General features: G+C 73.6%; 23 protein-coding genes. 8 read left to right on the top strand and 15 right to left on the bottom strand.

The window, feature by feature from the left end; genetic code table 11:
* Positions 1-33 precede the first annotated feature (33 nt).
* A complete protein-coding gene (locus tag ACGFI9_RS13905; protein WP_393178475.1) occupies positions 34-1,872 on the top strand; it encodes a hypothetical protein in 1,839 nt (612 codons plus the stop codon).
* Between the two features lie 53 nt (positions 1,873-1,925).
* Here ACGFI9_RS13905 and ACGFI9_RS13900 read toward each other — a convergent pair whose 3' ends face one another.
* Both ACGFI9_RS13900 and ACGFI9_RS13895 read right to left on the bottom strand, forming a co-directional pair.
* Positions 1,926-3,740, bottom strand: coding sequence for a hypothetical protein (locus ACGFI9_RS13900; RefSeq protein ID WP_393178326.1), 1,815 nt, complete (start codon positions 3,738-3,740; stop codon positions 1,926-1,928).
* Positions 3,698-5,683 carry a hypothetical protein gene (locus ACGFI9_RS13895; protein ID WP_393178325.1) on the bottom strand — a complete coding sequence of 662 codons (1,986 nt, stop codon included), beginning with the start codon at positions 5,681-5,683 and terminating at the stop codon, positions 3,698-3,700. Before ACGFI9_RS13895 ends, ACGFI9_RS13900 begins: the two co-directional genes overlap by 43 nt.
* 162 nt (positions 5,684-5,845) lie before the next feature.
* On the opposite strand from ACGFI9_RS13895, the gene ACGFI9_RS13890 reads away from it, so the two are divergent.
* Positions 5,846-7,039, top strand: coding sequence for a hypothetical protein (locus ACGFI9_RS13890; RefSeq protein ID WP_393178324.1), 1,194 nt, complete (start codon positions 5,846-5,848; stop codon positions 7,037-7,039).
* A gap of 168 nt (positions 7,040-7,207) precedes the next feature.
* Here ACGFI9_RS13890 and ACGFI9_RS13885 read toward each other — a convergent pair whose 3' ends face one another.
* Entirely contained in the window at positions 7,208-7,777 is a 570-nt protein-coding gene (locus ACGFI9_RS13885; protein ID WP_393178323.1) for a hypothetical protein, read from the bottom strand.
* 56 nt (positions 7,778-7,833) lie between these two features.
* A complete protein-coding gene (locus tag ACGFI9_RS13880; protein WP_393178322.1) occupies positions 7,834-7,998 on the bottom strand; it encodes a hypothetical protein in 165 nt (54 codons plus the stop codon).
* A gap of 289 nt (positions 7,999-8,287) precedes the next feature.
* On the opposite strand from ACGFI9_RS13880, the gene ACGFI9_RS13875 reads away from it, so the two are divergent.
* Positions 8,288-8,500 carry a helix-turn-helix transcriptional regulator gene (locus ACGFI9_RS13875; protein WP_393178321.1) on the top strand — a complete coding sequence of 71 codons (213 nt, stop codon included), beginning with the start codon at positions 8,288-8,290 and terminating at the stop codon, positions 8,498-8,500.
* A gap of 71 nt (positions 8,501-8,571) precedes the next feature.
* On the opposite strand, the gene dxs is transcribed toward ACGFI9_RS13875, so the two are convergent.
* The 4 genes from dxs to ACGFI9_RS13855 all read right to left on the bottom strand — a co-directional run bounded on the left by dxs (position 8,572) and on the right by ACGFI9_RS13855 (position 15,106).
* Complete coding sequence (gene dxs, locus ACGFI9_RS13870) at positions 8,572-10,518, bottom strand: 1-deoxy-D-xylulose-5-phosphate synthase (protein ID WP_393178320.1); 1,947 nt, start codon at positions 10,516-10,518, stop codon at positions 8,572-8,574.
* A 70-nt stretch (positions 10,519-10,588) separates the two neighbouring features.
* Positions 10,589-11,782, bottom strand: a complete 1,194-nt coding sequence (locus ACGFI9_RS13865; RefSeq protein ID WP_393178319.1) for an anhydro-N-acetylmuramic acid kinase — start codon at positions 11,780-11,782, stop codon at positions 10,589-10,591.
* Between the two features lie 13 nt (positions 11,783-11,795).
* Positions 11,796-13,040 (bottom strand): class I SAM-dependent RNA methyltransferase, encoded by a 1,245-nt coding sequence (locus tag ACGFI9_RS13860; protein ID WP_393178318.1) that lies wholly within the window; start codon positions 13,038-13,040, stop codon positions 11,796-11,798.
* On the bottom strand, positions 13,037-15,106 hold the full coding sequence (locus tag ACGFI9_RS13855) for an APC family permease (protein WP_393178317.1): 2,070 nt from the start codon (positions 15,104-15,106) through the stop codon (positions 13,037-13,039). Before ACGFI9_RS13855 ends, ACGFI9_RS13860 begins: the two co-directional genes overlap by 4 nt.
* A gap of 152 nt (positions 15,107-15,258) precedes the next feature.
* Here ACGFI9_RS13855 and ACGFI9_RS13850 point away from each other — a divergent pair, with 152 nt between their 5' ends.
* Positions 15,259-15,924, top strand: a complete 666-nt coding sequence (locus ACGFI9_RS13850) for a potassium channel family protein (RefSeq protein WP_393178316.1) — start codon at positions 15,259-15,261, stop codon at positions 15,922-15,924.
* Between the two features lie 3 nt (positions 15,925-15,927).
* Complete coding sequence (locus ACGFI9_RS13845; RefSeq protein WP_393178315.1) at positions 15,928-16,617, top strand: potassium channel family protein; 690 nt, start codon at positions 15,928-15,930, stop codon at positions 16,615-16,617.
* A 48-nt stretch (positions 16,618-16,665) separates the two neighbouring features.
* On the opposite strand, the gene ACGFI9_RS13840 is transcribed toward ACGFI9_RS13845, so the two are convergent.
* The 4 genes from ACGFI9_RS13840 to dut form a co-directional block, all read right to left on the bottom strand.
* Entirely contained in the window at positions 16,666-17,346 is a 681-nt protein-coding gene (locus tag ACGFI9_RS13840) for a DUF3159 domain-containing protein (protein WP_393178314.1), read from the bottom strand.
* The gene (locus ACGFI9_RS13835; protein WP_393178313.1) at positions 17,343-17,723 is read right to left on the bottom strand and encodes an OB-fold nucleic acid binding domain-containing protein; all 381 of its coding nucleotides are present in this window, start codon (positions 17,721-17,723) and stop codon (positions 17,343-17,345) included. The genes ACGFI9_RS13840 and ACGFI9_RS13835 overlap by 4 nt, the downstream gene beginning before the upstream one ends.
* Positions 17,724-17,929: 206 nt before the next feature.
* A complete protein-coding gene (locus tag ACGFI9_RS13830) occupies positions 17,930-18,586 on the bottom strand; it encodes a DUF3710 domain-containing protein (protein WP_393178312.1) in 657 nt (218 codons plus the stop codon).
* Between the two features lie 25 nt (positions 18,587-18,611).
* A complete protein-coding gene (gene dut, locus ACGFI9_RS13825; protein ID WP_393178311.1) occupies positions 18,612-19,109 on the bottom strand; it encodes a dUTP diphosphatase in 498 nt (165 codons plus the stop codon).
* Positions 19,110-19,201: 92 nt separating this feature from the next.
* On the opposite strand from dut, the gene ACGFI9_RS13820 reads away from it, so the two are divergent.
* Positions 19,202-19,696, top strand: a complete 495-nt coding sequence (locus tag ACGFI9_RS13820) for a DUF3093 domain-containing protein (RefSeq protein WP_393178474.1) — start codon at positions 19,202-19,204, stop codon at positions 19,694-19,696.
* 520 nt (positions 19,697-20,216) lie between these two features.
* Here ACGFI9_RS13820 and ACGFI9_RS13815 read toward each other — a convergent pair.
* Both ACGFI9_RS13815 and ACGFI9_RS13810 read right to left on the bottom strand, forming a co-directional pair.
* Positions 20,217-21,083, bottom strand: coding sequence for a hypothetical protein (locus ACGFI9_RS13815; protein ID WP_393178310.1), 867 nt, complete (start codon positions 21,081-21,083; stop codon positions 20,217-20,219).
* A 205-nt stretch (positions 21,084-21,288) separates the two neighbouring features.
* Positions 21,289-21,585, bottom strand: coding sequence for a DUF4193 domain-containing protein (locus ACGFI9_RS13810; RefSeq protein WP_046565779.1), 297 nt, complete (start codon positions 21,583-21,585; stop codon positions 21,289-21,291).
* Between the two features lie 424 nt (positions 21,586-22,009).
* Between ACGFI9_RS13810 and ACGFI9_RS13805 the strand changes: the two genes are divergently transcribed.
* Positions 22,010-22,525, top strand: coding sequence for a LytR C-terminal domain-containing protein (locus ACGFI9_RS13805; protein ID WP_393178473.1), 516 nt, complete (start codon positions 22,010-22,012; stop codon positions 22,523-22,525).
* A gap of 102 nt (positions 22,526-22,627) precedes the next feature.
* Here the strand turns inward: ACGFI9_RS13805 and ACGFI9_RS13800 are convergent, their stop codons facing one another.
* A complete protein-coding gene (locus ACGFI9_RS13800) occupies positions 22,628-23,440 on the bottom strand; it encodes an inositol monophosphatase family protein (RefSeq protein WP_393178309.1) in 813 nt (270 codons plus the stop codon).
* A 287-nt stretch (positions 23,441-23,727) separates the two neighbouring features.
* On the opposite strand from ACGFI9_RS13800, the gene ACGFI9_RS13795 reads away from it, so the two are divergent.
* Positions 23,728-25,341, top strand: coding sequence for an RNA polymerase sigma factor (locus ACGFI9_RS13795; RefSeq protein ID WP_393178308.1), 1,614 nt, complete (start codon positions 23,728-23,730; stop codon positions 25,339-25,341).
* Positions 25,342-25,393 lie beyond the last annotated feature (52 nt).

The following is a 25,393-nucleotide window of genomic DNA, read 5'->3' as shown; positions in this document are numbered from 1 at the left end:
CCCGTCGTGGCTGTGCCGGTGGTAGATCCCTCGCTGAACCCCTCGCCCGTCGCGGTCGAGCCCGCCGTGGCGGATCCGCCGCGCCGGCCCGGACGCCGACCGGCCCGTGCCGACGTGCTGGCGCTCGCAGCCTATGTGGTGCTGGGCGTTCTCGTCTGCCTCAACTACTGGGGCGACGTGCAGCACCGGGTCTCCTCGCACCTGCCGACCGACCACAGCTGGTTCGAGTGGCTCTTCGCGCACGGCGCCTACTCGGTCCGCCACCTGGAGAACCCGCTCTTCACCGCCCGCCAGAACGCCCCGTACGGCGTGAACATGATGGCGAACACCTCGATGCTCGGGGTGACCCTGCCGCTGGCGCCGCTCACCCTGCTGCTGGGCCCGCAGGTGATGTACGCGCTCTACCTGGGCGCGGCGCTGTCGGCCACGGCGGCCACCTCGTACTGGATGCTCTCCCGCCACCTGGTGCGGTCCCGCGGTGCGGCCTTCGTCGGCGGCGCGTTCCTCGGCTTCGCTCCCGGCATCGTGCACCACGCCAACGGACAGCCGAACTTCGTCTCCAACTTCCTGCTCCCGCTGATCGTGGTCCGGGTGCTGCGGCTGGGCGAGCCGGGCCGCCGGCTGCGCAACGGGATCGCGCTGGGCCTGCTGGTGGCGTACCAGATCTTCATCAACGAGGAGATGCTGCTGCTCACCGCGCTGGCCTGCCTGGTCGTCGTGCTGGCGTACGTGGTGCAGCGGCCGCGCGCGGCGTGGCGGCAAGCGGGCACGTTCCTCGCCGCCATGGGCGTGGGCGGCGGCGTGGCCCTGCTGCTGACCGCCTACCCGATCTGGTACCAGTTCAACGGCCCGCAGTCCTACCGTGGTCTGCAGGGCGGGATCTTCCACAGCTGGGGCGAGGACCTGATGGCCTTCGTCACCTTCGCCCGGGACACCGTCGCGGGCGACGAGGCGGTGGAGAAGACCATCGGGCTGACCGAGCAGAACAGCTGGTTCGGCTGGCCGCTGGTGCTGGTCGCGCTGGTCGCCCTGGTGCTGCTGGTCCGCCGCTCGCTGCCGGCCCGGATCGTCGCGGTGCTGGTGGTGGTCTTCACCGTCGCCGCGATCGGCCCGACGGTGCGCTTCGACGGGCTGGAGACCACGGTGGCCGGCCCCTGGGCGTACGTGCCGGACAACCTGCCGCTGGTCGAGATGATGATGCCGACCCGGCTGACCCTGGTGGTGGCCGGCGCGGTCGGCGTGCTGCTGGCGCTGGCCTGGAACGCCCTCGCCGTGGGCGGTCGCCCGCCGGTCCCGGCCCCGCGCGCCGCCGTCGAGGCCGCGCCGCCGCCCGCCGCCCGGCCGCGTCGCCGCTGGCTGCGCGGCATCGGGTACGCGGCGATCGTGGCCGCCCTGCTGCCGCTCCTGCCCCGGCCGCTGCCGGCCCAGCAGATCGACCCGCCACCGCGCTTCATCACCGCCGGCACCTGGCGGCCGTACGTGCCGGAGGGCCGGACCCTGGTGCCGGTGCCGATCCCGAGCAACGTGCACGGCCTGCCCACGCTGCGCTGGAGCGCGCTGACCGGGCTGGCGTTCCCCATCCCGGCCGGCTACTTCATCGGCCCGAACGAGAACGGCGAGGGCGTCTTCGGCGCGCCGAACCGGCCGACCAGCACGCTGATCTACTCCACCATGGACGCCGGCACGGTCCCGGCGATCACCGAGGAGAACCGCCGCCAGGCGCTGGAGGACCTGCGCTTCTGGAAGGCGTCGGTGGTGGTGCTCGGCGCCAACCCGAGCGAGGGGGTCCTGCGCCAGCTGATGACCGCGCTGCTGGGCCCCCCGCAGCGGGTCGACGACGTCTGGCTCTGGGACGTCCGCGACCGGGTGTAAGGAAGGGCCCCTTCTTAACGCCTCGGGTATAGCAGAGGCCCCCTCCTAACAACTCAACCGAGGAGGGGGCGGACGTCCCAGATGTGTGCGCCGGCCACGTCCCGGCCGGGGCCGACCAGCGCGTCCACGGTGGCGCGCACCGGGTCGCCGGGGGACGAGTCGGCCTGCACCAGCACCGCCGCCCGCCAGTACCGCAGGTCTTCGACCGCCTGACGGCGTTCCGCCGCGCCGATCGCCGGCACCTGCCCGGTCTCGGCCGCCCGCCGCAGCAGCACCGAGGTGGGGCGGTCCGGGGCGCCCCAGCGCGCGGTCGGGTCGTCCGCGCCGCGGGGGCCGATGAAGAAGCCGCCCGGCGCGGTGAAGGCCAGCCCGGTGCGCGCCGACCAGAGGGTGGCCGGGCTCACCGCGGCCCCGGTCACCGGGGGCACCGGCACCAGCGTCCGCCCCGGCGGGACGTACGCCCGCCAGTCGCCGTCGGCGACGAAGGCCGGCACCGGCACCGCCGGCACGGTCCGGATCGGCGTCGGGGCCAGCGGCAGCAGCGCGGCGACGACCGCGCCGGCCCACGGCGCCCAGGTCCGGGCGGACCGCAGGCGGACCCGGTCCAGGGCGAGGGCCAGCAGCACCCCGAGCACCGGTACGCAGACCAGCGCGAACCGGGCCGGCACCACCAGGTCCAGCAGCGGCACCCCGGCGACCAGCCGGTACGGTCCGGGCAGCCCGGTGTCGTGCCGGTTCACCACGATCGTGGTGCCGAGTGAGAGCAGGGCGAAGAGCAGCCCGCAGACCGCCAGGGCCCGGACCAGGGGGCGCCGCCACAGCCGGACCACCACGAGCACGGCGAGCAGCGGCAGGAACGGCCCGAAGTAGGAGTTCTGCTCGGTCGGGTTCGGCGACAGCAGCCCCGCGCGGTAACCGTCCCCGGCGACGCTCTGCCGGGCGGCGGCGGTGAACGAGGCCGCGTCGAGCCGGTAACCCCGGGCGTAGAAGGGCATCCCGGAGTAGTGACCCGGGCCGTGGAACTGGAACCACAGCGGGTACGCGAGCAGCACTCCGGCGACCAGCGCCCCGATGCCCAGCCGGCGCGCCACCACGGGCGCCAGCCGGCGCGCGGCGGCCCGGTCGGCCAGCGCGTACGTCCCGGCGAACACCCCGGCGGCGAGGGCGAGGAAGACCAGCACCTCCTCGCCGAGGAAGACCTGGTACGCGACGGCCAGCCCGAGCAGCACGCCGTCCCGGCGTACCCGGTCGGTGCGCGGCCGGAACACCAGGGCGAGGATCACCGGCACCAGGAACTGGGCGGCCATGTGCAGGTGCGCCCCGGCCTGCGACACCATGCCGGGGGCGAAACCGCAGAACAGCCCGCCGACCGCCGCGGCGGGCCGGGACCGGACCAGGCGGCGGGCCAGCAGCGCGTACCAGGCGGTGGCGGTGCCGGCGAGGCAGGCCACGACGGCGACGAGGAAGGCCACCTGCGGGCCGCCGAGCAGGGTGACCGGGGTGAGCGGCACCCCCAGCCCGAGCACCGAGGTGTTGGCCATCAGGTTCACCCCGTCCGGGGCGTTCAGGGCGGTGCTGTGCAGCGGGTTCTCCGCGCCGGTCACGGCCCGCGCCGCGCGGGCCAGCATCCACTCGAAGAGGATCTGGTCGCCGGCCTGGTGGAACAGCCGCCCTGGACGGCCCCACTGGCCGGCGGTGAGCAGCACGGCCAGGGCGAGGTAGCCCGCGACGACGAGCGCGTCGACCGGGCGGGGCCACCGCCGGCGGTTCCGCCGCGCCGGGACGTCGTCGGCCGCCGGCACCTCGCCGGGCGGGACGGTCGGGGTCAGGCCGACTGGCTGGTCAGTGTCCGGACGTCCCACAACCACACGTCCAGCTCCTGTCGCGCCGGGCCGAGCAGCTGCTCGACGGTACGGCGCAGCGGCTCGGCGTTCGGCTCGTTCAGCGGCAGCACGACGATGGCGGCCCGCCAGTGGCGCAGCTCGTCGAGGAAGCGGCGGCGCTGCCGGTCGTCCAGCTTCGGCGTACGCCCGGTGGCGGCGACCTCCTCCAGCAGGTCGCCGATCCCGCTGGGCCGCCCGCCGAACCGGCCCGGATCGCCGGTCACCCCGTTGCGCGGGGCGAGGAAGTAGCCACCGGGGATCTTGAAGGCCAGGTCGGTGCTGGCCGCCCAGCGCATCGGGTCGGTGTTGCCCATGCTCGGCACCGGCACCGAGACCAGGGTCTGGTCCGGCCCGACGTACTGCCGCCACCGGTCGGCGGTGATGAACGCCGGCACCGGGGGACGGCTGGTGACCCGCAGCGGCATCGGCGCGATCGGCAGCAGGGCGAGCACCAGGCCGGCGACGGTCAGGATCCGTACGGTCCGGCGGTCGGGCACGCGCAGCGCCGCGGCCCGCTCGACGGCAAACGCCAGCAGCACCCCGATGACCACGCCGGTGATCATGCCGAACCGGGTGGGCACCACCGCGTCCAGCAGCGGCAGGTGGACCAGCAGCTCCCACGGTCCGGTGAACAGGTCCCGGTCCCACCAGGACACCCGCTCGCCGAGGGAGAGCACCGCGAAGAACGCCCCGGTCACGGCGAGCGCCCGGACCAGCACCTCCCGGCGCAGCCAGACCACGATGCCGACGGTCAGCAGCGACAGGCTCCAGCCGAAGAAGGCGTTCTCCTCGGAGTAGTTCGGGGCCAGGTTGACGTTGGCCCGCTCGTTGCCGCCCAGCGTGGTCGAGCCGGGCGCGAAGAACGCCGCGATGTCGTTGCCGTAGTCCCGGACGGTGTCGCTGAGCCCGTGGTACGCCATCGGCCCGGCGAACTGGACGTAGAGCGGGTACGCCAGCAGCGCCCCGGCGAGCACCGCGCAGACGGCCATCCCGATGCCCAGCGGGCGCCAGGCGGTGGCCCACAGCGCGCGCCGCTGGGCGACCACGGCGAGCAGGAAGACGCCGCAGGCCAGCGCGGTGAAGAGCAGGATCTCCTCGTTGATGAACGCCTGCACGGTGACCAGCAGGGCGAGCAGCGCGCCGTCGCGGACCGGTCGGGTGGTGCGGGTCAGCACCAGCACCCGCCAGACGATGAACGGCAGCAGGAACTGGGAGATGATGTTGGGGTGCCAGTTGGCGTGCGAGAGCATCGCCGGCGAGAACCCGCAGAACCAGGCGCCGACGGCGGCGGCCAGCCGGAGCCGGACCACGTGCCGGGAGAGCACCCGGTACCAGGCGGCGGCCGTGCCGGCCAGGCCGAGGGTGACCAGCGTGACGAAGGACACCGCCGGTCCGAACAGGAGGGTGACCGGCACCATCGGGATGCCGAGGGCCAGGATGGCGGTGTTCGCCATCAGGTTGACCCCGTCCGGGTAGTTGAACTGGTCGGTGTAGAACGGGAACTCGCCGTGCAGCACGACGCGTACCGAGTGGGCGAGGAAGAACTGCACCTGCGCCGGGTCGCTGCTGTAGAGGGCGGCCACCCGGCCGGCGGGGTCGGCCCAGATCCCGCTGGTCACCCAGAGCGCGGCGAGCAGGAAGACCCCGTGCACCGCGAGGTCGATCCGGCGCAGGGTCCAGCGCCGGCGCCGCCGGGCGGCCGGTCGGGCCTCGTCGGCGGCCGGCTTGGTGGCGGCGGGTTTCGTGGCCCCGGGTTTCGTGGCCCCGGGCTTCGTGGCGGCGGGCTCCGGCGCGGTGGCGGGCGGGCCGGCCGGTTCCGGGACGGCGGGGGGCTCGGGGGCGGTCGGGGCGACGGTGGTGACGGAGGCGGAGCCCGTCGGGGCGTCGGCGTCCGGCGGCGAGTCGCCACGGGGCTCGGCAGGCGTCACAGTCGGCGGAGTCTACCGGAGCCGGAAAATGGCCGCGAAAAGCACACCGCCGTCCTCTGTGGTCGCTTCCGGATGGGTGAGGCGGTTGCGGGCGCGCCGGGGGCCGTCTCGTACCATGTGGCTTCGCAAAAATCGACCGGCGACCGGATCGGGGGTGTACCGGTGGCTTCAGCCCGCCGACTCGGCACGACGGCCACCGTACTGCTGACCCTGCTGCTGGGCGCGACCGGCTGCGGGCCCGTCGCGGGACGGCAGCCGGCGGACCTGCGGGCCGGCTACGACAGCCTGGACGGTCCGCTCACCGTCTGGCCGGCCCGCGGCAGTCTGGCCGAGGATCCCGCCACCACCGCCGGGATCACCGCGGCCGTCCGGGACTGGCGCTCGCCGATCGACGACCGGGTGCACCTGCCGTCGTCCGGCATCCTCTTCGCCGGCGCGGTCGCCGGCACGCCGCTGGCCCTGGTCGCCGCCGACGTGCCCGGTGAGAGCGCCTCCTGGCTGCTGCAACTCGGCGGGGACGGCGACCGCTGGCGGGTCGACCACGCCACCGAGTACACCGACCCCGGCTACCTGGTCTACTCCGACGTGCTGCCGGTGCGGACGGCGGAGGGCCGCCGCTACCTCACCTCGGCGCGGGTGGTGCGGCTGCTCGGCCCGGACGACCGCACGCTGGCCACCACCGACGGCCTCACCGAGCCGGTCGCCGTACCCGCCTGCCAGGCGGTGGAGCTGACCGCGACGCTGCGCGCCACCCGGTCGCTGCCGCGCGGCCGGGCCGCGGACCGGGTCCTCGACCTGGGTACGGCCACCGCCGAGCCCCGCTACCCGCTGGTCCGCGACGAGACCGGCTCCGGCCGGCGCGCCCTGACCGGGCTGGACACCTGCCTCCTCGCCGACGCCCGGGGGCCGTTCGGCAGCGTGCCGCGCCGGATCGGCGACCGGAACGCGCCGCGCTCGGCGCCGGAGTCCTGGCCGATGGCGAAGATCGCCGTCCGGTCGCTCGGCGAGGTGGCGCTGGGTGGCGGCGAGCCGGGCGACCTGGAGCAGCTGACCTGGGAGAGCGCCACCGGCACGATGACCGCGGTGGTCTACCGCCCGGCTGACGGCGGGACCCCGGTGGTCTCCCCCGCCGACCGGTCCACCACCCTCCAGGCGTACTACCTGCCGGTGCCGGGGCAGCCCGTCGCCGTACTGAGCTGGCGGACCAACCGGGATGCCTCGTTCGCCGCGCCGCCCGGGACGCAGCGGCTGGTGGAGCGGCCGGGCCTCGTGGTGGTGCCGCAGCCGGACCGCAAGCAGACGTTCAGCCTGGCGGGCACGGAGAAGACCTGGTACCGCTCCGTGGGCGGTCGCTGATCGTCGTGTCGCCGGTGGATGTCCGCGATCTTGGACGAAAGTGGCCCCTGTAGGGGCCTTTTCCTACCAAGATCTTCGCAGGCGATGGCTGGCATAGGATCGAGCGGCCGTGCGACATGCAGGGCCGCACGATCGCTGTTGGGTCGGTGGCGAGCCCATGAAAGTGACTTACCGCAGGCCGTGGTTTGCAACCACGTACCACGCGACGGCGAAAAACGCCACGAAGGCCGTTGTCACCACCGCGATATTTCCCAGCCGCAGGCGCTTCGTCGTCTCGCCGGATGACGGCTGCTGAGGAATATCGTCGAGATAGCTCTCCAGGACCCTGAGATTCCATAGCAGCCGTCGCCTGCTGTGGGCGGCGGTCAGCCCGGGTAGGACCGCCTGGACGGTTATCGGCCGATACCCGTGCACCAGCATGCGCACGGCCACGTCTTCCAGCGCGTCGAAGCCTTCGAAAAGATGCCGAGGCACCTCGTACAGGACGAAGGGGTTGGCCACCCGGATGGAGTCGGGCAGCACCGTGAACGTGGCGGCCGGTCCGGCAAAGTAGGCGGTGCACAGTCCACCGACGGAAAACACCAGCGACAGAGCAAGACCGTGTCCCGGCTGCGGATGCCCCATCCTGTCCACGACCATCGCGACAACGAAGACCGGAGCAACCAGAGCGCCGATGACGAACGGCAGTAGATCTGAGCGACGGTAGGTCCCGCTCTCCAAACTTCGGTTGGTGGTCATGACTCCCTCATGCTGTGCCGTCGGTCAGTTCGTCGGACGCTCCCGCCTCGAGGCCGCTACTCCTGCTTGTGAAATCGGCCGTCCTTCGATGGGTTGGCGGGCAGCCGCCGGACCCAGCCGAGGAAGCGTCCATACATGGTGAACGGGTCCGGCGGCTTCGGGTAGAGCCGAGTAAGGTCGTCGGTCGCTTCACAGAGCAAACCAACGAGGTCGATCGCCATAGTCCGGCGGTCACCGTTGTACTCCCACAACAGGCCGATCCGGGCCTCTTCACAGGGCCATGGGTGAGCACATGCAGTGCAGATCCAGAGCGGTTTCAGTGGTGCGTGTCGCTGCACCTCGGCCTCCCGGCGTGGATCGGTTCCTGCGACAGCTCAAAGGAGCCCTGCCTCCACCGGCGGAAGGCGCCGCCTGACCACTCCACACCAACTCCCGACCCCCTGTCAATATAGGCAGGCCAAATAAGGCGCGCCTATATGGGTAGGTACGGGTGTGCCTACCTTCATTCGTATGGGTGAGGTGCCGGGTCCGCTCGTCGGACCAGCCGAGATCATGGACATGCTCCGGGTCAGCCGGTCCAGGTTCCGGCAGATCGTGATGCACCCGAACTTCCCCCGGCCGTTCCAGACCCTGCAGGCCGGCTCGGTATGGCTGCGCTCCGACGTAGAGCGGTACATCGCCGAGTACCGCCGCCCCCGGCACGCGGTGGACGACGAGGAGTAGGGCGACGGCAGGGCCTCCCATGCGAAACGGGCGGCCCGCCGCAAAGCAGGGCCGCCCGTTTGGCGTATCCGTCAGTTCTTGGCGGTGGCCTCGTCGGCGGCGGGGTCGACGGGCTGGGCGTCCAGCCCCGAGATCCAGCCGGTCACGTCGCGGGCCACGTCCTGGGCGGTGAGGCCCAGGTCGGCCAGGATCTGGGCGCGGGTCCCGTGCGGGTGCCAGTCGGCCGGCACACCCAGGTCCTTCAGCGGCACCCGGACGTCGGCGTCCCGCATGGCCTGGCCGAGCGCGTCGCCGACGCCGCCGACCCGGACGCCGTCCTCGACGGTGACCACGAGCCGGTGACCGGCGGCCAGCTCGACCAGCTCGGCCGGGACCGGGCGGACCCAGCGCGGGTCGACCACGGTGACGCCGTAGCCCTGCTCGGCGACCCGGGCGGCGACCTCCATGCCGAGGCCGGCGAACGAGCCGACCGCGACCAGCAGCACGTCGGTACGCGCCGACTCGGCCAGCACGTCGACGGCGCCGACCCGGCGTACGGCCGGCAGGTCGGCGGCGACGGTACCGGTCGGGAAACGGAGGATGGTCGGGCCGTCGTCGACGGCCACCGCGTCGCGCAGCTCCTCGCGGAGGCTGGCCGAGTCGCGGGGCGCGGCGATCCGCAGGCCGGGCACCACGCCGAAGACCGACATGTCCCAGATGCCGTAGTGGCTCGGGCCGTCCGGGCCGGTGATGCCGGCCCGGTCCAGCACGAAGGTGACCGGCAGCTTGTGCATCGCCACGTCCAGCAGGACCTGGTCGAAGGCGCGGTTGAGGAAGGTGGCGTAGACGGCGACCACCGGGTGCAGGCCGCCCATCGCGAGGCCGGCCGCCGAGGTGGCGGCGTGCTGCTCGGCGATGCCCACGTCGTACACCCGCTCGGGGTACTTGCGGGCCAGGGTGGCGATGCCGGTCGGCTCGGCCATCGCGGCGGTGATGCCGACCACGTCGGGGCGCTCGTCGGCGATCTTGACCAGCTCGTCGGCGAAGACGTGGGTCCACTTCACCGACGGTGCGGCGACCAGCTGGCCGGTCTCGACGTCGAACGCGCCGCCGGGGCCGTGCAGGCAGTCCGCCTCGTCCTCCTCGGCCGGGCGGTAGCCGTAGCCCTTGCGGGTGACCGCGTGGACGATCACCGGGCCGTTGAAGTTCTTCGCGGCGCGCAGCGCCGACTCGACCGCGGCGACGTCGTGGCCGTCGACCGGGCCGACGTACTTGATGCCGAGGTCCTCGAACATCGCCTGCGGGGCGACCGCGTCCTTGATGCCCTTCTTGACCGCGTGCAGCACCTCGTACATCGGCTTGCCGACGAAGGGGGTGTTGCCGAGCGCGTCCTTGACGGTGTCGAGCACCTTCTCGTAGCCCGGGTTGAGTCGCAGGGACGAGAGGTGGTCGGCGAGGCCGCCGATGGTCGGCGAGTAGGACCGGCCGTTGTCGTTGACCACGATGACCAGCGGGTTGCCGGCGGTGGCGATGTTGTTCAGCGCCTCCCAGCACATGCCGCCGGTGAGCGCGCCGTCGCCGACCACGGCCACCACGGCCCGCTTCTCGCCGCGCAGCGCGTAGGCCTTGGCCAGCCCGTCGGCGTAGGACAGGGCGGTGGAAGCGTGCGAGTTCTCGATCAGGTCGTGCTCGCTCTCCGCCTGGTTGGGATAGCCGGAGAGGCCACCGCGCTGGCGGAGCTTGTCGAAGCCCTCCTGCCGGCCGGTGATGATCTTGTGTACGTAGGCCTGGTGGCCGGTGTCGAACAGGAGCCGGTCGCGCGGCGAGTCGAAGACCCGGTGCATGGCCAGGGTCAGCTCCACCACACCGAGGTTGGGCCCGATGTGCCCGCCGGTGCGGGAGACCTTGGCGATCAGGAAGTCACGGATCTCGGCGGCGAGGATGTCCAGCTGCTCGGCGGTCATCCGCTTGACGTCCTGCGGACCGCGGACGGTGCCCAGCAGCCGACCGTGGTTGGCCGTGCCCTCTTCAACACTCATGACGGAAGAGTCTATCGGCCACCCGACAGCCCGCAGCCCGGCCGTGGATCTTCCCAGGTCGGAGCCGATTTCAGGCGTCGATCACCAGCCGGCGGGGCGGGGTCGGCGGGGCCGCCGCCCGGGCCGGGCCGGCCGGGGTCCAGGACCCCAGTACGGCCGCCCGGGTGGCGCCGGTCACCGAGGGGATCGCCCCCGGCAGCCCGTGCCAGGAGAGCCAGCCCAGCAGGGCGAACGCGTACGCCTCCTTGGCCTGCGCCGGCACCCCCAGCTCGTCGGTGGTGCGCAGCCGCCAGCGCCCCTCCCCCAGCGCGGCCAGCCGGGCCCGGAGGGTGGGATTGCGCACCCCGCCCCCGGCGGCGACCACCTCGGTCACTCCGTGCCGGTGGCAGGCGTCGGCGACCGTCCGGGCGGTCAGCTCGGTGAGCGTGGCGAGCACGTCGTCGGCGGCCAGCGGCTCGCCCAGGGCGGCCAACTTCCCGTCCAGGTAGCCGGCGTGGAACAGTTCCTTGCCGGTGGACTTGGGCGGCGGCGCGGCGTAGTAGGACTCGGCGAGCAGCAGCGCCAGCAGCCCCGGGTGCACCCGCCCGGACGCCGCGCGGGCCCCGTCGAGGTCGCAGGGCCGGTCGAGGAACCGCCGGGCGGCGGCGTCCAGCAGAGCGTTCGCCGGCCCGACGTCGTAGCCGAGGACGGGCGCGCCGGGGGCGACCACGGTGAGGTTGGCGATGCCGCCCAGATTGAGCGCGGCGCGCGGCCCAGTGCCGGCCGAGCCCCGCACGCCGGGCGAGGCGGTGGCCGGGTCGAGCAGCAGCGCGTCGAAGGCCGGCACCAGCGGGGCGCCCTGCCCGCCGGCGGCCACGTCCGCCGAGCGCAGGTCGTGCAGCACCGGTACGCCCACCCGGGCGGCCACCCGGGCCGGCGCGCCGAGCTGGAGGGTGCCCCGGGCTCGGCCCGCCTCGACCCAGTGGAAGACCGTCTGCCCGGGCGAGACCACCGCGTCGGCCGCGCCGCCGGCCAGCTCGACGCCGACCGCCGCCGCCTCGGCGAAGACCTCGCCGAGCCGGTTGTCCAGCCGGCAGACCGCCGCGATGGTGGTGGCCGCCGGGGGCAGCAGCGCGCCGATCTCCGCGCGCAGCCCGTCGTCGTAGTCCAGGCTGCGGTGCCCGAGCGGGCGCAGCCGCAGCGTCTCCCCGTCCCGGGTGAACCCGGCCGCCACCACGTCCACCCCGTCGTACGAGGTCCCCGACATCAGCCCGACGATCTTCACCGGGCCAGGCTAATCACTCGCCGGGCGGCAGGAACAGGCCGACCAGCTCGACGTGCTGGGTCATCGGGAACAGGTCGAAGCCGCGCAGCGCGGCCAGCCGCCAGCCGAGCCCGGTGAAGGTGCGCACGTCCCGGGCGAACGCGGCCGGGTCACAGGCCACGTACGCCACCGCGCGCGGGCCGGCGGCGGCGATGGCGCGGACCACCGGCGCGCCCGCGCCGGAGCGGGGCGGGTCGAGCACCACCAGGTCGACGGGGCCGGTGACCCGGCGGCGGGCCAGCGCGGTCTCCACCCGGGCCGCGACCACCTCCACCCGGGGCAGGTCGGCCAGGTTGGCCCGGGCCGCAGTGACCCCCTGCTCGGCCGACTCGACCAGGGTGACCCGGGCGTCGCCGACCCGGCCGGCGAGCGCCGCGGCGAACAGGCCCGCGCCGCCGTACAGGTCCCAGGCGGTCTCGCCGGGACGCGGGTCGAGCAGGTCGAGGACCGCGCCGACCAGGGTGTCCGCCGCCGCCGGGTGCACCTGCCAGAAGCCGGACGCGGGCAGCGTCCAGTCCCGGCCGGCGGCCACCTCGCGGACCTGCTCCGGCCCGCTCACCGGGGTGGGGACCCCGTCGGCGTACGCGACGACGCTGACGTCCCCGCCGGTGGAGGCGACCGTCTCGACCGCGTCGGCGTCCGGCCAGCGGGCCCCGGCGGGGGTGAGCACCGGCAGCTCCTGGATGGTCGGGTGGGCGATCAGGCAGCGGTCGACCGGCACCACCTCGTGCGAGCGGTGCTTGAGCAGCCCGGCCCGCCCGGCGCCGTCGACCGCGTAGCGGACCCGGGAGCGCCAGCCCAGCGACCCGCCGGGCAGCGGCTCGACCCGGACGCCGAGCGTGTCGACCTGGGCGTCGGTGAGACCGCCGAGCCGGGTGAGCTGCTCGCGCACCACGGCCAGCTTCCAGTCCAGCTGCGCCGCCGGGGCGACGTGCTGGAGATCGCAGCCACCGCAGCGGCCCGGCTTCGCGTACGGGCAGGGCGGCTCGACCCGGTCCGGGGAGGCGCTGAGGATCTCCACCGCGTCGGCCCGGGCGAAGCCCCGGTGCAGCTCGGTCACCTCGGCGATCACCCGCTCGCCGGGCAGCGCGTGCCGGACGAAGACCACCTGGCCGTCGACCCGGGCCACGCAGTGCCCGCCGGGGGCGACCGCGGCCACGGTCAGCTCGACCCGCTCGGCCTCCTCCAGCCCGGGCCGGGCGTCGGCGGACGCGGTCACGGGCGGTCCCCGGCGGCCTGACCGCTCTCCCCGGGCGGGGCGGAGACCACCGGCGGGACGGCCGGCGGCAGGGTGCTGCGCGGGGCCACCCGGGGCCCGCGCGCCGGCCCTCGGGTGAGCGTGGCGTCCAGCCGGTCCAGGTTCTTGGTGGCGGTCGAGGCGAGCTGCCACGGCACGCTGGTCACCATCACGCCCGGCTCGAAGAGCAGCCGCCCCTTGAGCCGCAGCGCGCTCTGGTTGTGCAGCAGGTTCTCCCACCAGCGGCCCACCACGTACTCCGGGATGAAGACGGTGACCACGTCGCGGGGCGACTCCCGGCGGACCGAGGCGACGAAGTTGAGGATCGGCCGGGTGATCTCCCGGTACGGGGAGTCGATCACGGTCAGCGGCACCGGCAGCTCGCGCCGCTCCCAGTCCGCCTGCAGGTCCCGGGTGTCCTTCTCGTCGACGTTCACGGTCACCGCGGTCAGCGTGTCCGGCCGGGTGGCCCGGGCGTACGCGATGGCCCGCAGGGTCGGCTGGTGCAGCTTGCTGACCAGCACGATGGCGTGGTTGCGGGCGGGCAGCACGGCCCGCTGCTCGGTCGGCTCCAGCTCGGCGGCGACCCGGTCGTAGTGCCGCCGGATGGCCAGCATGAGCAGGTAGATCACCGCCATCGCGGCGATCGCGATCCAGGCGCCGAGCAGGAACTTGGTGATCAGGACGATCACCAGCACCACGCCGGTCATCGCCATGCCGAAGGTGTTGATCGCCCGGGAGCGGATCATCCGCCGCCGCGCCTCCGGGTCCCGCTCGGTACGCAGGTGCCGGTTCCAGTGCCGGATCATGCCGGCCTGGGACAGGGTGAACGAGACGAACACCCCGACGATGTAGAGCTGGATCAGCCGGGTGACCTCGGCCTGGAAGCCGACGATCAGCACCACCGCGGCGACGGCGAGGAACACGATGCCGTTGGAGAAGGCCAGCCGGTCGCCCCGGGTGTGCAGCTGGCGGGGCAGGTAGCGGTCCTGGGCCAGGATCGAGCCGAGCACCGGGAAGCCGTTGAAGGCGGTGTTCGCGGCCAGGAACAGGATCAGCGCCGTCATGGCGGCCACCACGTAGAGCAGCACCGAGCCGTTGCCGAAGACCGTCTCGCCGAGCTGTGCGGTCACGGTCTTCTGCACGTACCCGTCCGGACCGGAGACGATCTGCGACGAGTCCTCGACGAACTGGAGGCGGGTCAGCCGGGACAGCCAGATGATGCCGACCAGCATGCTCACCGCGATGGTGCCGAGCAGCAGCAGGGTGGTCGCCGCGTTCTTCGACTTCGGGGTCTTGAACGCGGGCACGCCGTTGGAGATCGCCTCCACACCGGTGAGCGCGGCGCAGCCGGAGGAGAAGGTGCGCAGCAGCAGGAAGACCAGCGCAAAGCCGGTGACGCTGTGCTCGGCGTGGATCTCCAGCCCGGCACTCGGCGCCCGCAGGTCGTCGCCGAGGATGAAGATTCGGAACAGCCCGGTGAGCAGCATGCCGACGATGACGATCACGAAGCCGTAGGTGGGGATGGCGAACGCGGTGCCCGACTCGCGCAGGCCGCGCAGGTTCATCGCGGTGAGCAGCACCACCGCGCTGACCGCGATCAGCACCTTGTGGGTGGCCACGAAGGGGACCACCGAGCCGAGGTTCGCCACGCCCGAGGAGACGGAGACCGCGACGGTGAGCACGTAGTCGACCAGCAGGGCGCTGGCCACCGCGAGCCCGGCGCGCGGCCCGAGGTTGACCGTGGCCACCTCGTAGTCACCGCCGCCCGAGGGGTAGGCGTGCACGTTCTGCCGGTAGCTCGCCACCACCGTGAGCATCACCACGACGACGGCGAGCGCGATCCACGGCGAGAAGAAGAACGCCGACGCGCCCGCGATGGAGAGCGTCAGCAGGATCTCGTCCGGGGCGTACGCGACGCTGGACAGGGCGTCGGAGGCGAAGACCGGCAGCGCGATGCGCTTGGGCAGGAGGGTGTGCTGGAGGCGGTCGGACCGGAACGGTCGACCGAGGAGGAGTCGCTTCAGCAGCGAGGTGGGTCTGGCCACAACCGCCAAGAGTACGACGACCCCGCGCCGGACGGTGGGGGTGCCTGATCACCCCCCGCGCGCCCGCGCGGTACGGTCGGTCCCCCGCCGGCGGCGGGGACGTGGCAGGCTCGCAGACGACGGGCCGGGCGGCACTGGGAGGAGCGGACACCGTGCATGTCGTGATCATGGGCTGTGGCCGGGTCGGGTCGACCCTGGCGCACAGCCTGGAGTCCCGGGGGCACTCGGTGGCGGTGATCGACCAGGACGCGGACGCGTTCCGCCGTCTCGGGCCCGACTTCGCCGGGATCACCGTCACCGGAGCCGGTTTCGACGGCGAGGTGCTGCGCCAGGCCGGCATCGAGCGCGCCGACGCCTTCGCGGCGGTCTCCAGCGGCGACAACTCCAACATCATCTCGGCCCGGCTGGCGCGGGAGACCTTCGGCGTCTCCCGGGTGGCCGCCCGGATCTACGACCAGCGCCGGGCGCAGGTCTACGAGCGCCTTGGCATCCCCACCGTGGCCACCGTCCGGTGGACCGCCGACCGGATGCTGCGCCACCTGGTCCCCGAGGGGAACGTGGAGATCTTCCGGGACCCGACCAGCACCGTCTCGATCATCGAGGTGCCGGTGCACAAGGACTGGGTCGGCCAGCCGCTGCGGCAGCTGGAGGAGGCCGCGGGCGCTCGCGTCGCGTACCTCATCCGGTTCGGGATCGGCACGCTGCCCACCGCCTCCTCCGTGGTGCAGGAGGGCGACCAGGTCTTCATGCTGGTGACGGACGACATCATCGGGTCGGTCACCTCGGTGGCGGCGGCGCCGCCGGAAGGAGGGCACTGAGCGATGCGCATCGCCATCGCGGGCGCCGGCAACGTGGGCCGGTCGATCGCCCAGGAGCTGATCGACAACGGGCACCAGGTGATGCTGATCGAGCGGCAGCCCAAGATGCTGCGGCCCGACCGGGTGCCGGCCGCCGAGTGGGTGCTCGCCGACGCGTGCGAGCTGACCAGCCTGGAGGAGGCCAACGTCGCCGGCTGCGACGTGGTCGTGGCCGCCACCGGCGACGACAAGGTCAACCTGGTGGTGTCGCTGCTGGCCAAGACCGAGTTCGCGGTGCCCCGCGTGGTCGCCCGGGTCAACCGGGCGGAGAACGAGTGGCTCTTCACCGAGCAGTGGGGCGTCGACGTCGCGGTGAGCAAGCCGCGGGTGATGGCCGCCCTGGTCGAGGAGGCCGTCACGGTCGGCGATCTGGTCCGGCTGATGACCTTCCGGCAGGGCGAGGCGAATCTGGTCGAGATCACCCTGCCGCCCACCGCGCCGTACGTGGGCCAGCCCATCCACGCGGTGCCGATCCCGCGGGACGCCGCCCTGGTGGCGATCCTGCGCGGCAAGCGGGTGCTGGTGCCCAGCCCGGACGACCCGATCGAGGCCGGCGACGAGCTGATCTTCGTGTGCACGGCTGCGGTGGAGGACGAGGTCCGGGGCGTCATCCTCGGCCCGGACAGCGTCGGGCGCACCCGCGACCGGGCCTGACCGGCGTCGGTCCCGCCGGCCGGCCCTCAGGGGTACGGCCGGCGGGCCTCAGGCCCCCGGCAGCGGCGTGGTCGGCGCGGTCTCCCGGGTGACCCGGCGCACCGCCCAGACCGTGATCAGCAGCAGCAGCGCGTACGGCGGGTAGCCCAGGGCGAGCCGCGCCACGCCCAGCGCGGTGTCCTGGTGGGCCAGGTAGAGGCCGGCCTGCACGCCCACCTTGGCCAGCCACACCACGCCCCAGAGCACGGTGAGCTGGGTGAAGGTGCGCACCAGCCGCGGGTCGTCCCGCCACTCGGAGCGGCCCTTGGCCACCAGCACCGACCAGATCCAGCCGACCAGGGGCTGCCGGATCGCCGCCGAGAGCAGCAGGGCCAGCCCGTAGCCGATGCCGTAGAGGATGCCGGGCAGGTAGAAGTCCCGCTCGTCGCCGGTACGCCAGGCGATGGCCGCGCCGATGGCGACGCCGAACAGGCCGTTGACCGCATGCCGCACCGGCTTCCGCTGGGCCAGCCGCAGCCCGGCGATCAGCAGCGCCACGGCGACCGACGCGATCACCGCGGGGCGCAGCTCGCCCAGCACGTTGGCGACCACGAAGACCACCACGGGGATGCTCGACTCGACCAGGCCCCGCCAGCCGCCGAGCTGGTCGGCCATCTGCTCGGCGAGGCTGGGCAGCCGCTCGTCGTCCCCCGGCCCGGTCTCCGGCTCGGTGTGCTGTCCGGTCGTCACTTCGGCGACTCCAGCTCGTAGTACGGGTTGTAGATCACCTTGCGGTCGTCCCGTACGGCCACCCGGCCGCGGGCGGTCAGGTGCCGGCCCGGCTCGATCCCGGCGATGTGCCGCCGGCCCAGCCAGACCAGGGTGACCACGTCGTTGCCGTCGTAGAGGTCGGCCTCCAGGGTCGGCAGGTTCGTCCGGGGCGTGTAGACCACCGTGCGGAGCCGCCCGGCGACCGAGACCACCTGGCCACGGCAGCACTGGTTGGCCGGCATGCCGCCGGACTCGGCGCTCTCCCGGCGCAGCTCCTGCGCCTCGATCTCGGATTCGCTCGCGGTGAGTCGGTGCAGGAGCCGCCGGAACGACACCCGGCTCTCGTCGGTCGTCATGACCTCCGCGTCACCTTCCTGACCCGGGCCGGTCCGCGCCGGCGCTGGCTCGGCCCGGCAGGCGCCGGCACCGTCCCGCCAGCGTACGCCGAGACGGCCCGCCCGCGGAGTGGGGCGTCCGGGGCGTACCCCGCGGCGGTGGCGGACGCACGACGGGCCCGGTGCCGCCGACGGAAGCCGACGGGACCGGGCCCGCGTGGTACGCCTCAGGCCTCGCGCTGCTCCGGCGCGGAGGCCAACTGCTGCTCCGCCACCTCGCGCGGCAGCCGCAGCGGCAGCGGCTCACGGACCGGCTTGGCCTCCTGGCCCCGGTCGACGACCAGGCCGTCGAGGCAGAGCGCCAGCGGGCCGGCGGCGACCGGGTCGGTGGCCGCCTCGCCCTGGTAGACGCCGCGGACCATCCAGCGCGGCCCGTCGATGCCGACGAAGCGCAGGTCGGTCAGGCCGTCCGGGGTACGCACCCGGGCGCGCAGCTCGGTGCCGTACTCCCCCTCGATCTCCTGGGCGGCGGCGCCGTCGTTGAACAGCGACTGCCGGATCTCCTCGCGCACCTCGTCCCAGATGCCCTCGGAGCGGGGCGCGGCGAAGACGCCGAGCTGGAGCGCGTTCTGGCCGTGCACCAGCACGACCTGCTGGATCACGCCCTGCGGGTCGGCCTGCACCCGCACCTCGACGTCGGGCACCGCCGGGATCTGGAGGCTGCCCAGGTCGAGCCGGGGCGCGTCGGGCGCCTCGGAGACGTCGTACGGGCCGCGGGACGGCGCCTGCGGGGTCTCCTCGGCCTCCTGGGAGTCGAGGACCCCGGCGTCCCGCTCGTCACGCGCGTGCCGCGCGCCCTCGGCCCGCTTACGGGAGAAGATCACTGCGCCCACCCTCCGCTGTTCACACTCACCCTGCCATCTCTTCCGTCTGCCCGCCCGCCGGCGCCGGGACCAGCCCGGCGTGCCCGCCGGTGGACCCGTGCCCGCCGGTCCCGCGCCGGGACGCCGGCAGCTCGGCCACCGGCTGGAACTCGGCCCGCGCGACCCGCTGGACGACGAGCTGCGCGATCCGGTCGCCCCGGCTGATCTTCGCCGGTGTCTCCCGATCATGATTGATCAGGTTGACCAGGATCTCACCCCGGTAGCCGGCGTCGACCGTACCGGGCGCGTTGAGCACCGTCACGCCGAGCCTGGCCGCCAGCCCCGATCGGGGATGCACCAGGCCGACGTACCCCTCGGGCAACGCGATGGCCACGCCGGTCGGCACCAGGGCCCGCCCGCCGGGCGGCAGCTCCACGTCCGCGGCGGCCACCAGGTCCGCGCCGGCGTCGCCGGGATGGGCGTACGCCGGCAGCGGCAGCTCGGGGTCGAGCTGCCGCACGGGCACGGGTACGAGGTCTGTCACGGTCTTCCTCTTCCGTCCGGTCCTTGCGGGGGTGACCCTGCCATCCTGCCGGTTGGTGGGCCGGGCGTGCGCCGTACCCTCGGACTGTGAGCCTGTCGTCGTCCTCCTCCGCCCCGGCGTCCCGGGTGGCCCCCGCCCGGGAGTATTCGGAGCGGCTCACCCTGCCCTGGTGGGCCTGGCCGGCCGGGCTCGCCGTGGCCGGGCTGCTCGCCGCCGAGCTGTGGCTGGGCGCGACCGGCGTCCGCTCCTGGCTGCCCTTCGTGGTGCTGCTCCCGGCGGCCGTGGCGGCCCTGGCGTGGCTGGGCCGGATCCGGGTCGCGGTCCGCGACGGCGAGCTGCGGGTCGACGACGCCCACCTCCCGGTGCGGTACGTCGCCGACGTGGTCCCGCTCGACGCGGCCGGCCGGCGCGAGGTGCTCGGCGTCGGGTCCCACCCGCTCGCCTTCGTGGTGCAGCGCCCGTGGGTCGGTGGCGCGGTGCAGGTGGTGCTGGACGACCCGGCCGACCCCACCCCGTTCTGGGTGGTCAGCACCCGCCGTCCGGTGGAGCTGGCCGCCGCGATCCTCGCCGCCCGCGACACCGCCTGACCACCACCGCACACCGCCCTCCCCCGCCCTGCGCGCCCTGCCCCCGCCCTGCCCTGCCTGCGCCCTGCCCTGCCCGCGCCCTGCCCGATCCCGCCCGCTTGCACGAGCAAGTGCTGGCGTGGGTGTTCCCGACCGGCCCGCATGCCCCACGCCCGCCCGCACCGCCCACGTGTCTGCCCCATGCCCGCCCGCACCGCCCACTCAACACCAGCGGCAAGCGCTGGGGCTGGCCCAACGACAAGCAGGTTCCCGATCGCCTGCTGCGCGGCCCGCACGCCCGACACCCGCCTGCGCGCCTGCCCCGCCTGCGCGGCCCCGCGTAATCAATACGCACTGATTCACGGAAAGCGTGCGTATTCCGCCGGGCGAGGCCACTCTTTCCCTGAAACAGGCCCCTCAGAGTGGCGGCGGGGGCCGCCGGGGGCGACACAGTGCCCCGCGCGAGGCCACTATTTCCGTGAACAGGTACCTGGGAGTGGCGGCGCGGGCGCCCGGGGGGCGTCGGTCTGGGGCGGTGGGGTCAGGAGGGGAGGGCGGGGCGGGAGGTGCCGGGGAGGTCCCGGCTCCTGCGGCGCAGGTCCGCGCGGAGCTGGTCGGCCAGGGTCCGGGTGGCCCGGCGGTTGAGGTAGCCGGCGACAGCGGCACCGGTCAGGAACGGCCCCAGCGTGGTCAGGTTCCGGCCGAACCGGCGGAGCAGGCTGTCCCGCAGCTCCCGGCGCGCGGCGGTGCTCAGCACCGCGCTCACCCCGACCCCCGGCATCATCGGGTTGATCCCCCGCTGGGTGGCCCAGGACTGCACCAGCGCGACCGCCCGCTGGGTGCCACCGGTGGGCAGCGGAACCCGGTGGATCTCGTGCAGCTCGCCGATCAGCTTCAGCTCGATGGCGACCACCGCGACCGTCTCGGCGGCCAGCAGCACGGGCGCGGAGAGCAGCGTCGGGGTGACCGCCCACTCTACGGCGGCGACCCCGCCGCCGGCCGCCCCGACCCCGGCGGTGGCCCGGGCGGCGTTGCGGACGAGCCGCTCGGCCAGCTCGTCGTCGTCCAGGCCGGGGAAGTGCCGGCGGAGGGTGGCCAGGTCGCGGATCGGCACGTGCGGGGCGATCTCGGCGACGGTGTCCACCATCCAGCGGACAGCGGCCTTCGGCTTGAACAGGTCGGTGAGGCCGCGGGCGCGCGCCTGGCCGACCAGCCGGCCCAGGAGCTGTCGCCGCCGGGAGGGCGCGATGTCGTCGGCGGTCAGCGCGGCGACCGTCGCGCCGAGCTCGTCGGCGTCGCCGTCCGGCGGGGCCGGGGTGGACCGCTCGGCGTCACCGCTCCCGGTCGGTCCCGCGCCGCCGCTCCGGTCGGCGTCCGGTCCACCGGCCCGCTCGCTGCGCTCGTTCACGCCGCCCCCTCGCTTCGCTCCCTGGCGGCGCGAGGCGCCCCGGGCCGAGTGGTTCGCTCACTGCGCTCGCTCACGTCCGCCTCCCGTGCTCCGCGCGGCGTCGCGGCCGCCGGTACGAGTCAAGCAGCTTCCCGCCACCGGCGCATGGCGGCTCGAACAGCGGCGGCCCCGTTCGAGGAGGCCGCCGCCGGTGACACGCGTCGGGTCAGACGCACTCGCGGCAGATCAGCTCGCCGTTGCGCTCGACCGCCAGCTGGCTGCGGTGGTGGACCAGGAAGCAGCGGCCGCACCGGAACTCGTCCTGCTGCATCGGTAGCACCTTGACCGTGAGCTCCTCGTCGGCCAGGTCGGCGCCGGGCAGCTCGAAGCTCTCCGCCACCTCGGCCTCGTCGACGTCCACAGCGCCCGACTGTGAGTCGACCCGCCGTGCCTTGAGCTCTTCCAGGCTGTCCTCGCCGAGGTCGACCTCGTCGCGACGCGGGGCGTCGTAGTCGGTGGCCATCGGTTTCACTCTCCCATATCGATATGGTCGCTTCCGGTTGTAACGCCGGACGACGCTGTTTCGGTTCCACTGGCCGGCCACCAAATCTGTCGGTCACCCGACCCGACGGACCGGTGGGCCGAGTCCGCCAGAGGAACTCCCCCAGCGAGCGCGGAACCTTACCCCCCCTTTGGGCGAGGCATGTATACCGCCCTCGCGGCAGAGATGTACGCCCCTGCGCCCGAAGTTGTTCCCAATGTGACTCAGGCGACACGAAGATAGGGGTAGTACTACCCGTTCCCCGGGTGGCGCGCCGGCATGTCGGACTGTTTCCACGCCACGGCCGGACAACCGTTAACCTCAGCGGCGTACTCGACGGCCCGACCGCCGGCGGCCGCCGCCACCCAAACACTGTCCGGGGAGCGCCCAGATGAGTTTTGCGCGAGTGCGGGCACTCGTTGTCGTCGGCCTGTTGGCGGTCATCGCCCTGGTCTTCGTCGTCATCGCACTGGTGCGCGACACGCAGAGCAACGCGGGCACCGCCGAGGGCTGTCCCAAGGACTGGCCGCTGGCCGACGTGACCCTGCGCGAGCCCAAGGACGTCAAGATCAACGTTTACAACGGCACCGACGAGGTCGGCCTGGCCAGCAGCGTCGCGGACGACTTCCGCAACCGCAAGTTCCAGGTCAAGAAGGAGGGCAACGCCCCCAAGGCGGTGGACGAGGTCGCCGTGCTGCGATTCGGTCCGAAGGGCGTCGGCTCCGCGCATCTGCTGCGGGCCTATTTCCTCGACAACGCCGACCCGCAGTTCGACCCGAAGCGCAAGGACGACACGGTCGACGTGATCCTGGGTAACAGCTTCCAGCAGTTGGCCACGACCACCGAGGTCAACCAGTCCCTCGGCGACCTCGGTTCGCCGGAGGCCCCGCCCGGCACCTGCCCGGCCCCGGTCGGCAAGTAACCCGCCCGGTCGGCCATACGGTCGACCGAGATCCACACGAATTGCCGGAAAAGAGTGGCCGCGCCGACACGGAAGGCCACTCTTTTCGCGTATCAGCGGTGGTCAGGGGCCGCCGGAGGCGTCCAGGGCGGCGAGCCGGGTGTGCAGCGGCTCGAAGAGCGCCGGCGGGGCGGCGATCACCAGGTCCGGACCGGGCGGCCGCCCGGACAGCCCGGTCACCAGCAGCCCCGCCTCGCGGGCGACCAGCCCGCCCGCGGCGAGGTCCCAGGCGGCCAGGCCCTTCTCGTAGTAGGCGTCCACCCGCCCCTCGGCGGCGAGGCAGAGGTCCAGCGCCGCGGCGCCCATCCGGCGGATGTCCCGGACGTGCGGGATCAGCTCGGCGACCACCCGGGCCTGGTGCGCCCGGCGGCCGGCGTCGTAGCCGAACCCGGTGGCGACCAGCGCCTGCCCCAGGTCGGTCTCGGTGGAGCAGCGCAGCCGCTCCCCGTCCCGCCAGGCGCCCCCGCCCGCGGTGGCGGTCCACTCCTCGCCGGTGGCGACGTTGCGGACCACCCCGGCGACCACCTCGCCGTCGACCTCCGCCGCCAGGGAGACCGCGCAGTACGGCAGCCCGTAGAGGTAGTTGACCGTGCCGTCGATCGGGTCGACGATCCAGCGCACCCCGCCGTCGCCGGCCGGGCCGGCGCCGAACTCCTCGCCGAGCACCGCGTCGCCGGGGCGGCGGGTCCGCAGGGCGTCGAGCACCTGGCGCTCCACCGCCCGGTCCGCGGCGGTGACCACGTCGGTGACGGTGCTCTTGGTCGCGGCGACCGAGACCCCCTCGGCCCGCATCCGGTGCGCGGTGGCGGCCCCGTCCCGGGCCACCTCGACGGCGATCTCCAGCAGTTCCCGCGGCGTGGGCGCCGAGCGGATCATGTTCGTCCCCTTCCCGCACGACCGGGGCCGGCCGGGTCGCGCGTGGGTATCATCCTTACAAAGTCCACATCTGCGCCGAATCGGCGGTCCACACCGCCGGTACGCCGTGCGGCGCGGGATGATCGCCGTAGACGGCGTTACAATTCACCCTGCCCACGCGCCACGGACCGCCACCGACCGGCCGGCCCGGGACACGGGGGTCCCTCAACGACATCGCCCGGCACGGCGCTCGCTGCTGCGCCGGACGAACCCGGCCGTGCTCGCTCTTCGCCTCCGGAAGGTCATTCGTGACAGAACCCCGCCAGACCGGCGCCGACGTTCGCTCGCTCACCGACACCCTGATCGCCCACGCGCAGAGCGCCGGCGGCCAGCTCACGTCGGCCCAGCTCGCGCGCACCGTCGAGTCCGCTGAGGTGACCCCGGCCCAGGCCAAGAAGATCCTCCGTGCGCTCTCCGAGGCGGGGGTGACGGTGGTGGTGGACGGCTCCGCCAGCACCCGCCGTCGCGTGGCCGCCGCCCGGTCCGCCACGCCGGCCTCCCGGGCCACCACCGCCAAGACCACCAAGAAGGCCGCCGCGCCCGCCCCGAAGCAGGCGCCGGCCGCCGAGGAGGCCCCGGCCGCCCCCGCCCCGCGGAAGGCGACCGCGCGCAAGGCCGCCGGCACCACCGCCGAGGTGGCCGCCAAGGCCGCCGCCCCGGCGAAGGCCGCCAAGGCGACCCGGGCCACCAAGGCGACCGTGGCCGCGAAGACCGCCGCGGCGAAGCCGGCGAAGGCGGCCGCCAAGGGCGAGGGCCCCGAGGGCGAGATCGACCCGGAGGAGCTGGCCGCCGAGATCGAGGACGTGGTGGTCGACGAGCCGGCCGAGCTGACCCAGGCCGCCGAGGCCGACGCGGCCAGCTCCGCCAGCGACAACGACTTCGAGTGGGACGACGAGGAGTCCGAGGCGCTGAAGCAGGCGCGTCGTGACGCCGAGCTGACCGCCTCCGCCGACTCCGTCCGGGCGTACCTGAAGCAGATCGGCAAGGTGCCGCTGCTCAACGCCGAGCAGGAGGTCGAGCTCGCCAAGCGGATCGAGGCCGGCCTGTACGCCGCCGAGCGGCTGCGCGCCGCCGAGGAGGGCGAGGAGAAGCTCACCCGGGACATGCAGCGTGACCTGCTGTGGATCTCCCGGGACGGCGAGCGGGCCAAGAACCACCTCCTGGAGGCGAACCTCCGGCTGGTGGTCTCGCTGGCCAAGCGCTACACCGGCCGCGGCATGGCCTTCCTCGACCTGATCCAGGAGGGCAACCTCGGCCTGATCCGCGCCGTCGAGAAGTTCGACTACACCAAGGGCTACAAGTTCTCCACGTACGCCACCTGGTGGATCCGCCAGGCCATCACCCGCGCCATGGCCGACCAGGCCCGCACCATCCGCATCCCGGTGCACATGGTCGAGGTGATCAACAAGCTCGGCCGGATCCAGCGCGAGCTGCTCCAGGACCTGGGCCGCGAGCCCACCCCGGAGGAGCTGGCCAAGGAGATGGACATCACACCGGAGAAGGTGCTGGAGATCCAGCAGTACGCCCGGGAGCCCATCTCGCTCGACCAGACCATCGGCGACGAGGGCGACAGCCAGCTCGGCGACTTCATCGAGGACTCCGAGGCGGTCGTCGCGGTCGACGCGGTCTCGTTCTCGCTGCTGCAGGACCAGCTCCAGCAGGTCCTCCAGACGCTGTCCGAGCGCGAGGCGGGCGTGGTACGCCTGCGCTTCGGCCTCACCGACGGCCAGCCGCGCACCCTGGACGAGATCGGCCAGGTGTACGGCGTGACCCGGGAGCGCATCCGTCAGATCGAGTCGAAGACCATGTCCAAGTTGCGGCACCCCTCGCGTTCCCAGGTGCTCCGCGACTACCTGGACTGACCGCGCACGTCAACCAGTCGTGTCGGTTTGATCACCAGCCGTACAACACTCT

The organism is Micromonospora sp. NPDC048930, assembly GCF_043197935.1.
Lineage (GTDB): Bacteria > Actinomycetota > Actinomycetes > Mycobacteriales > Micromonosporaceae > Micromonospora.
This window is presented reverse-complemented; position numbering and strand designations above follow the sequence as displayed.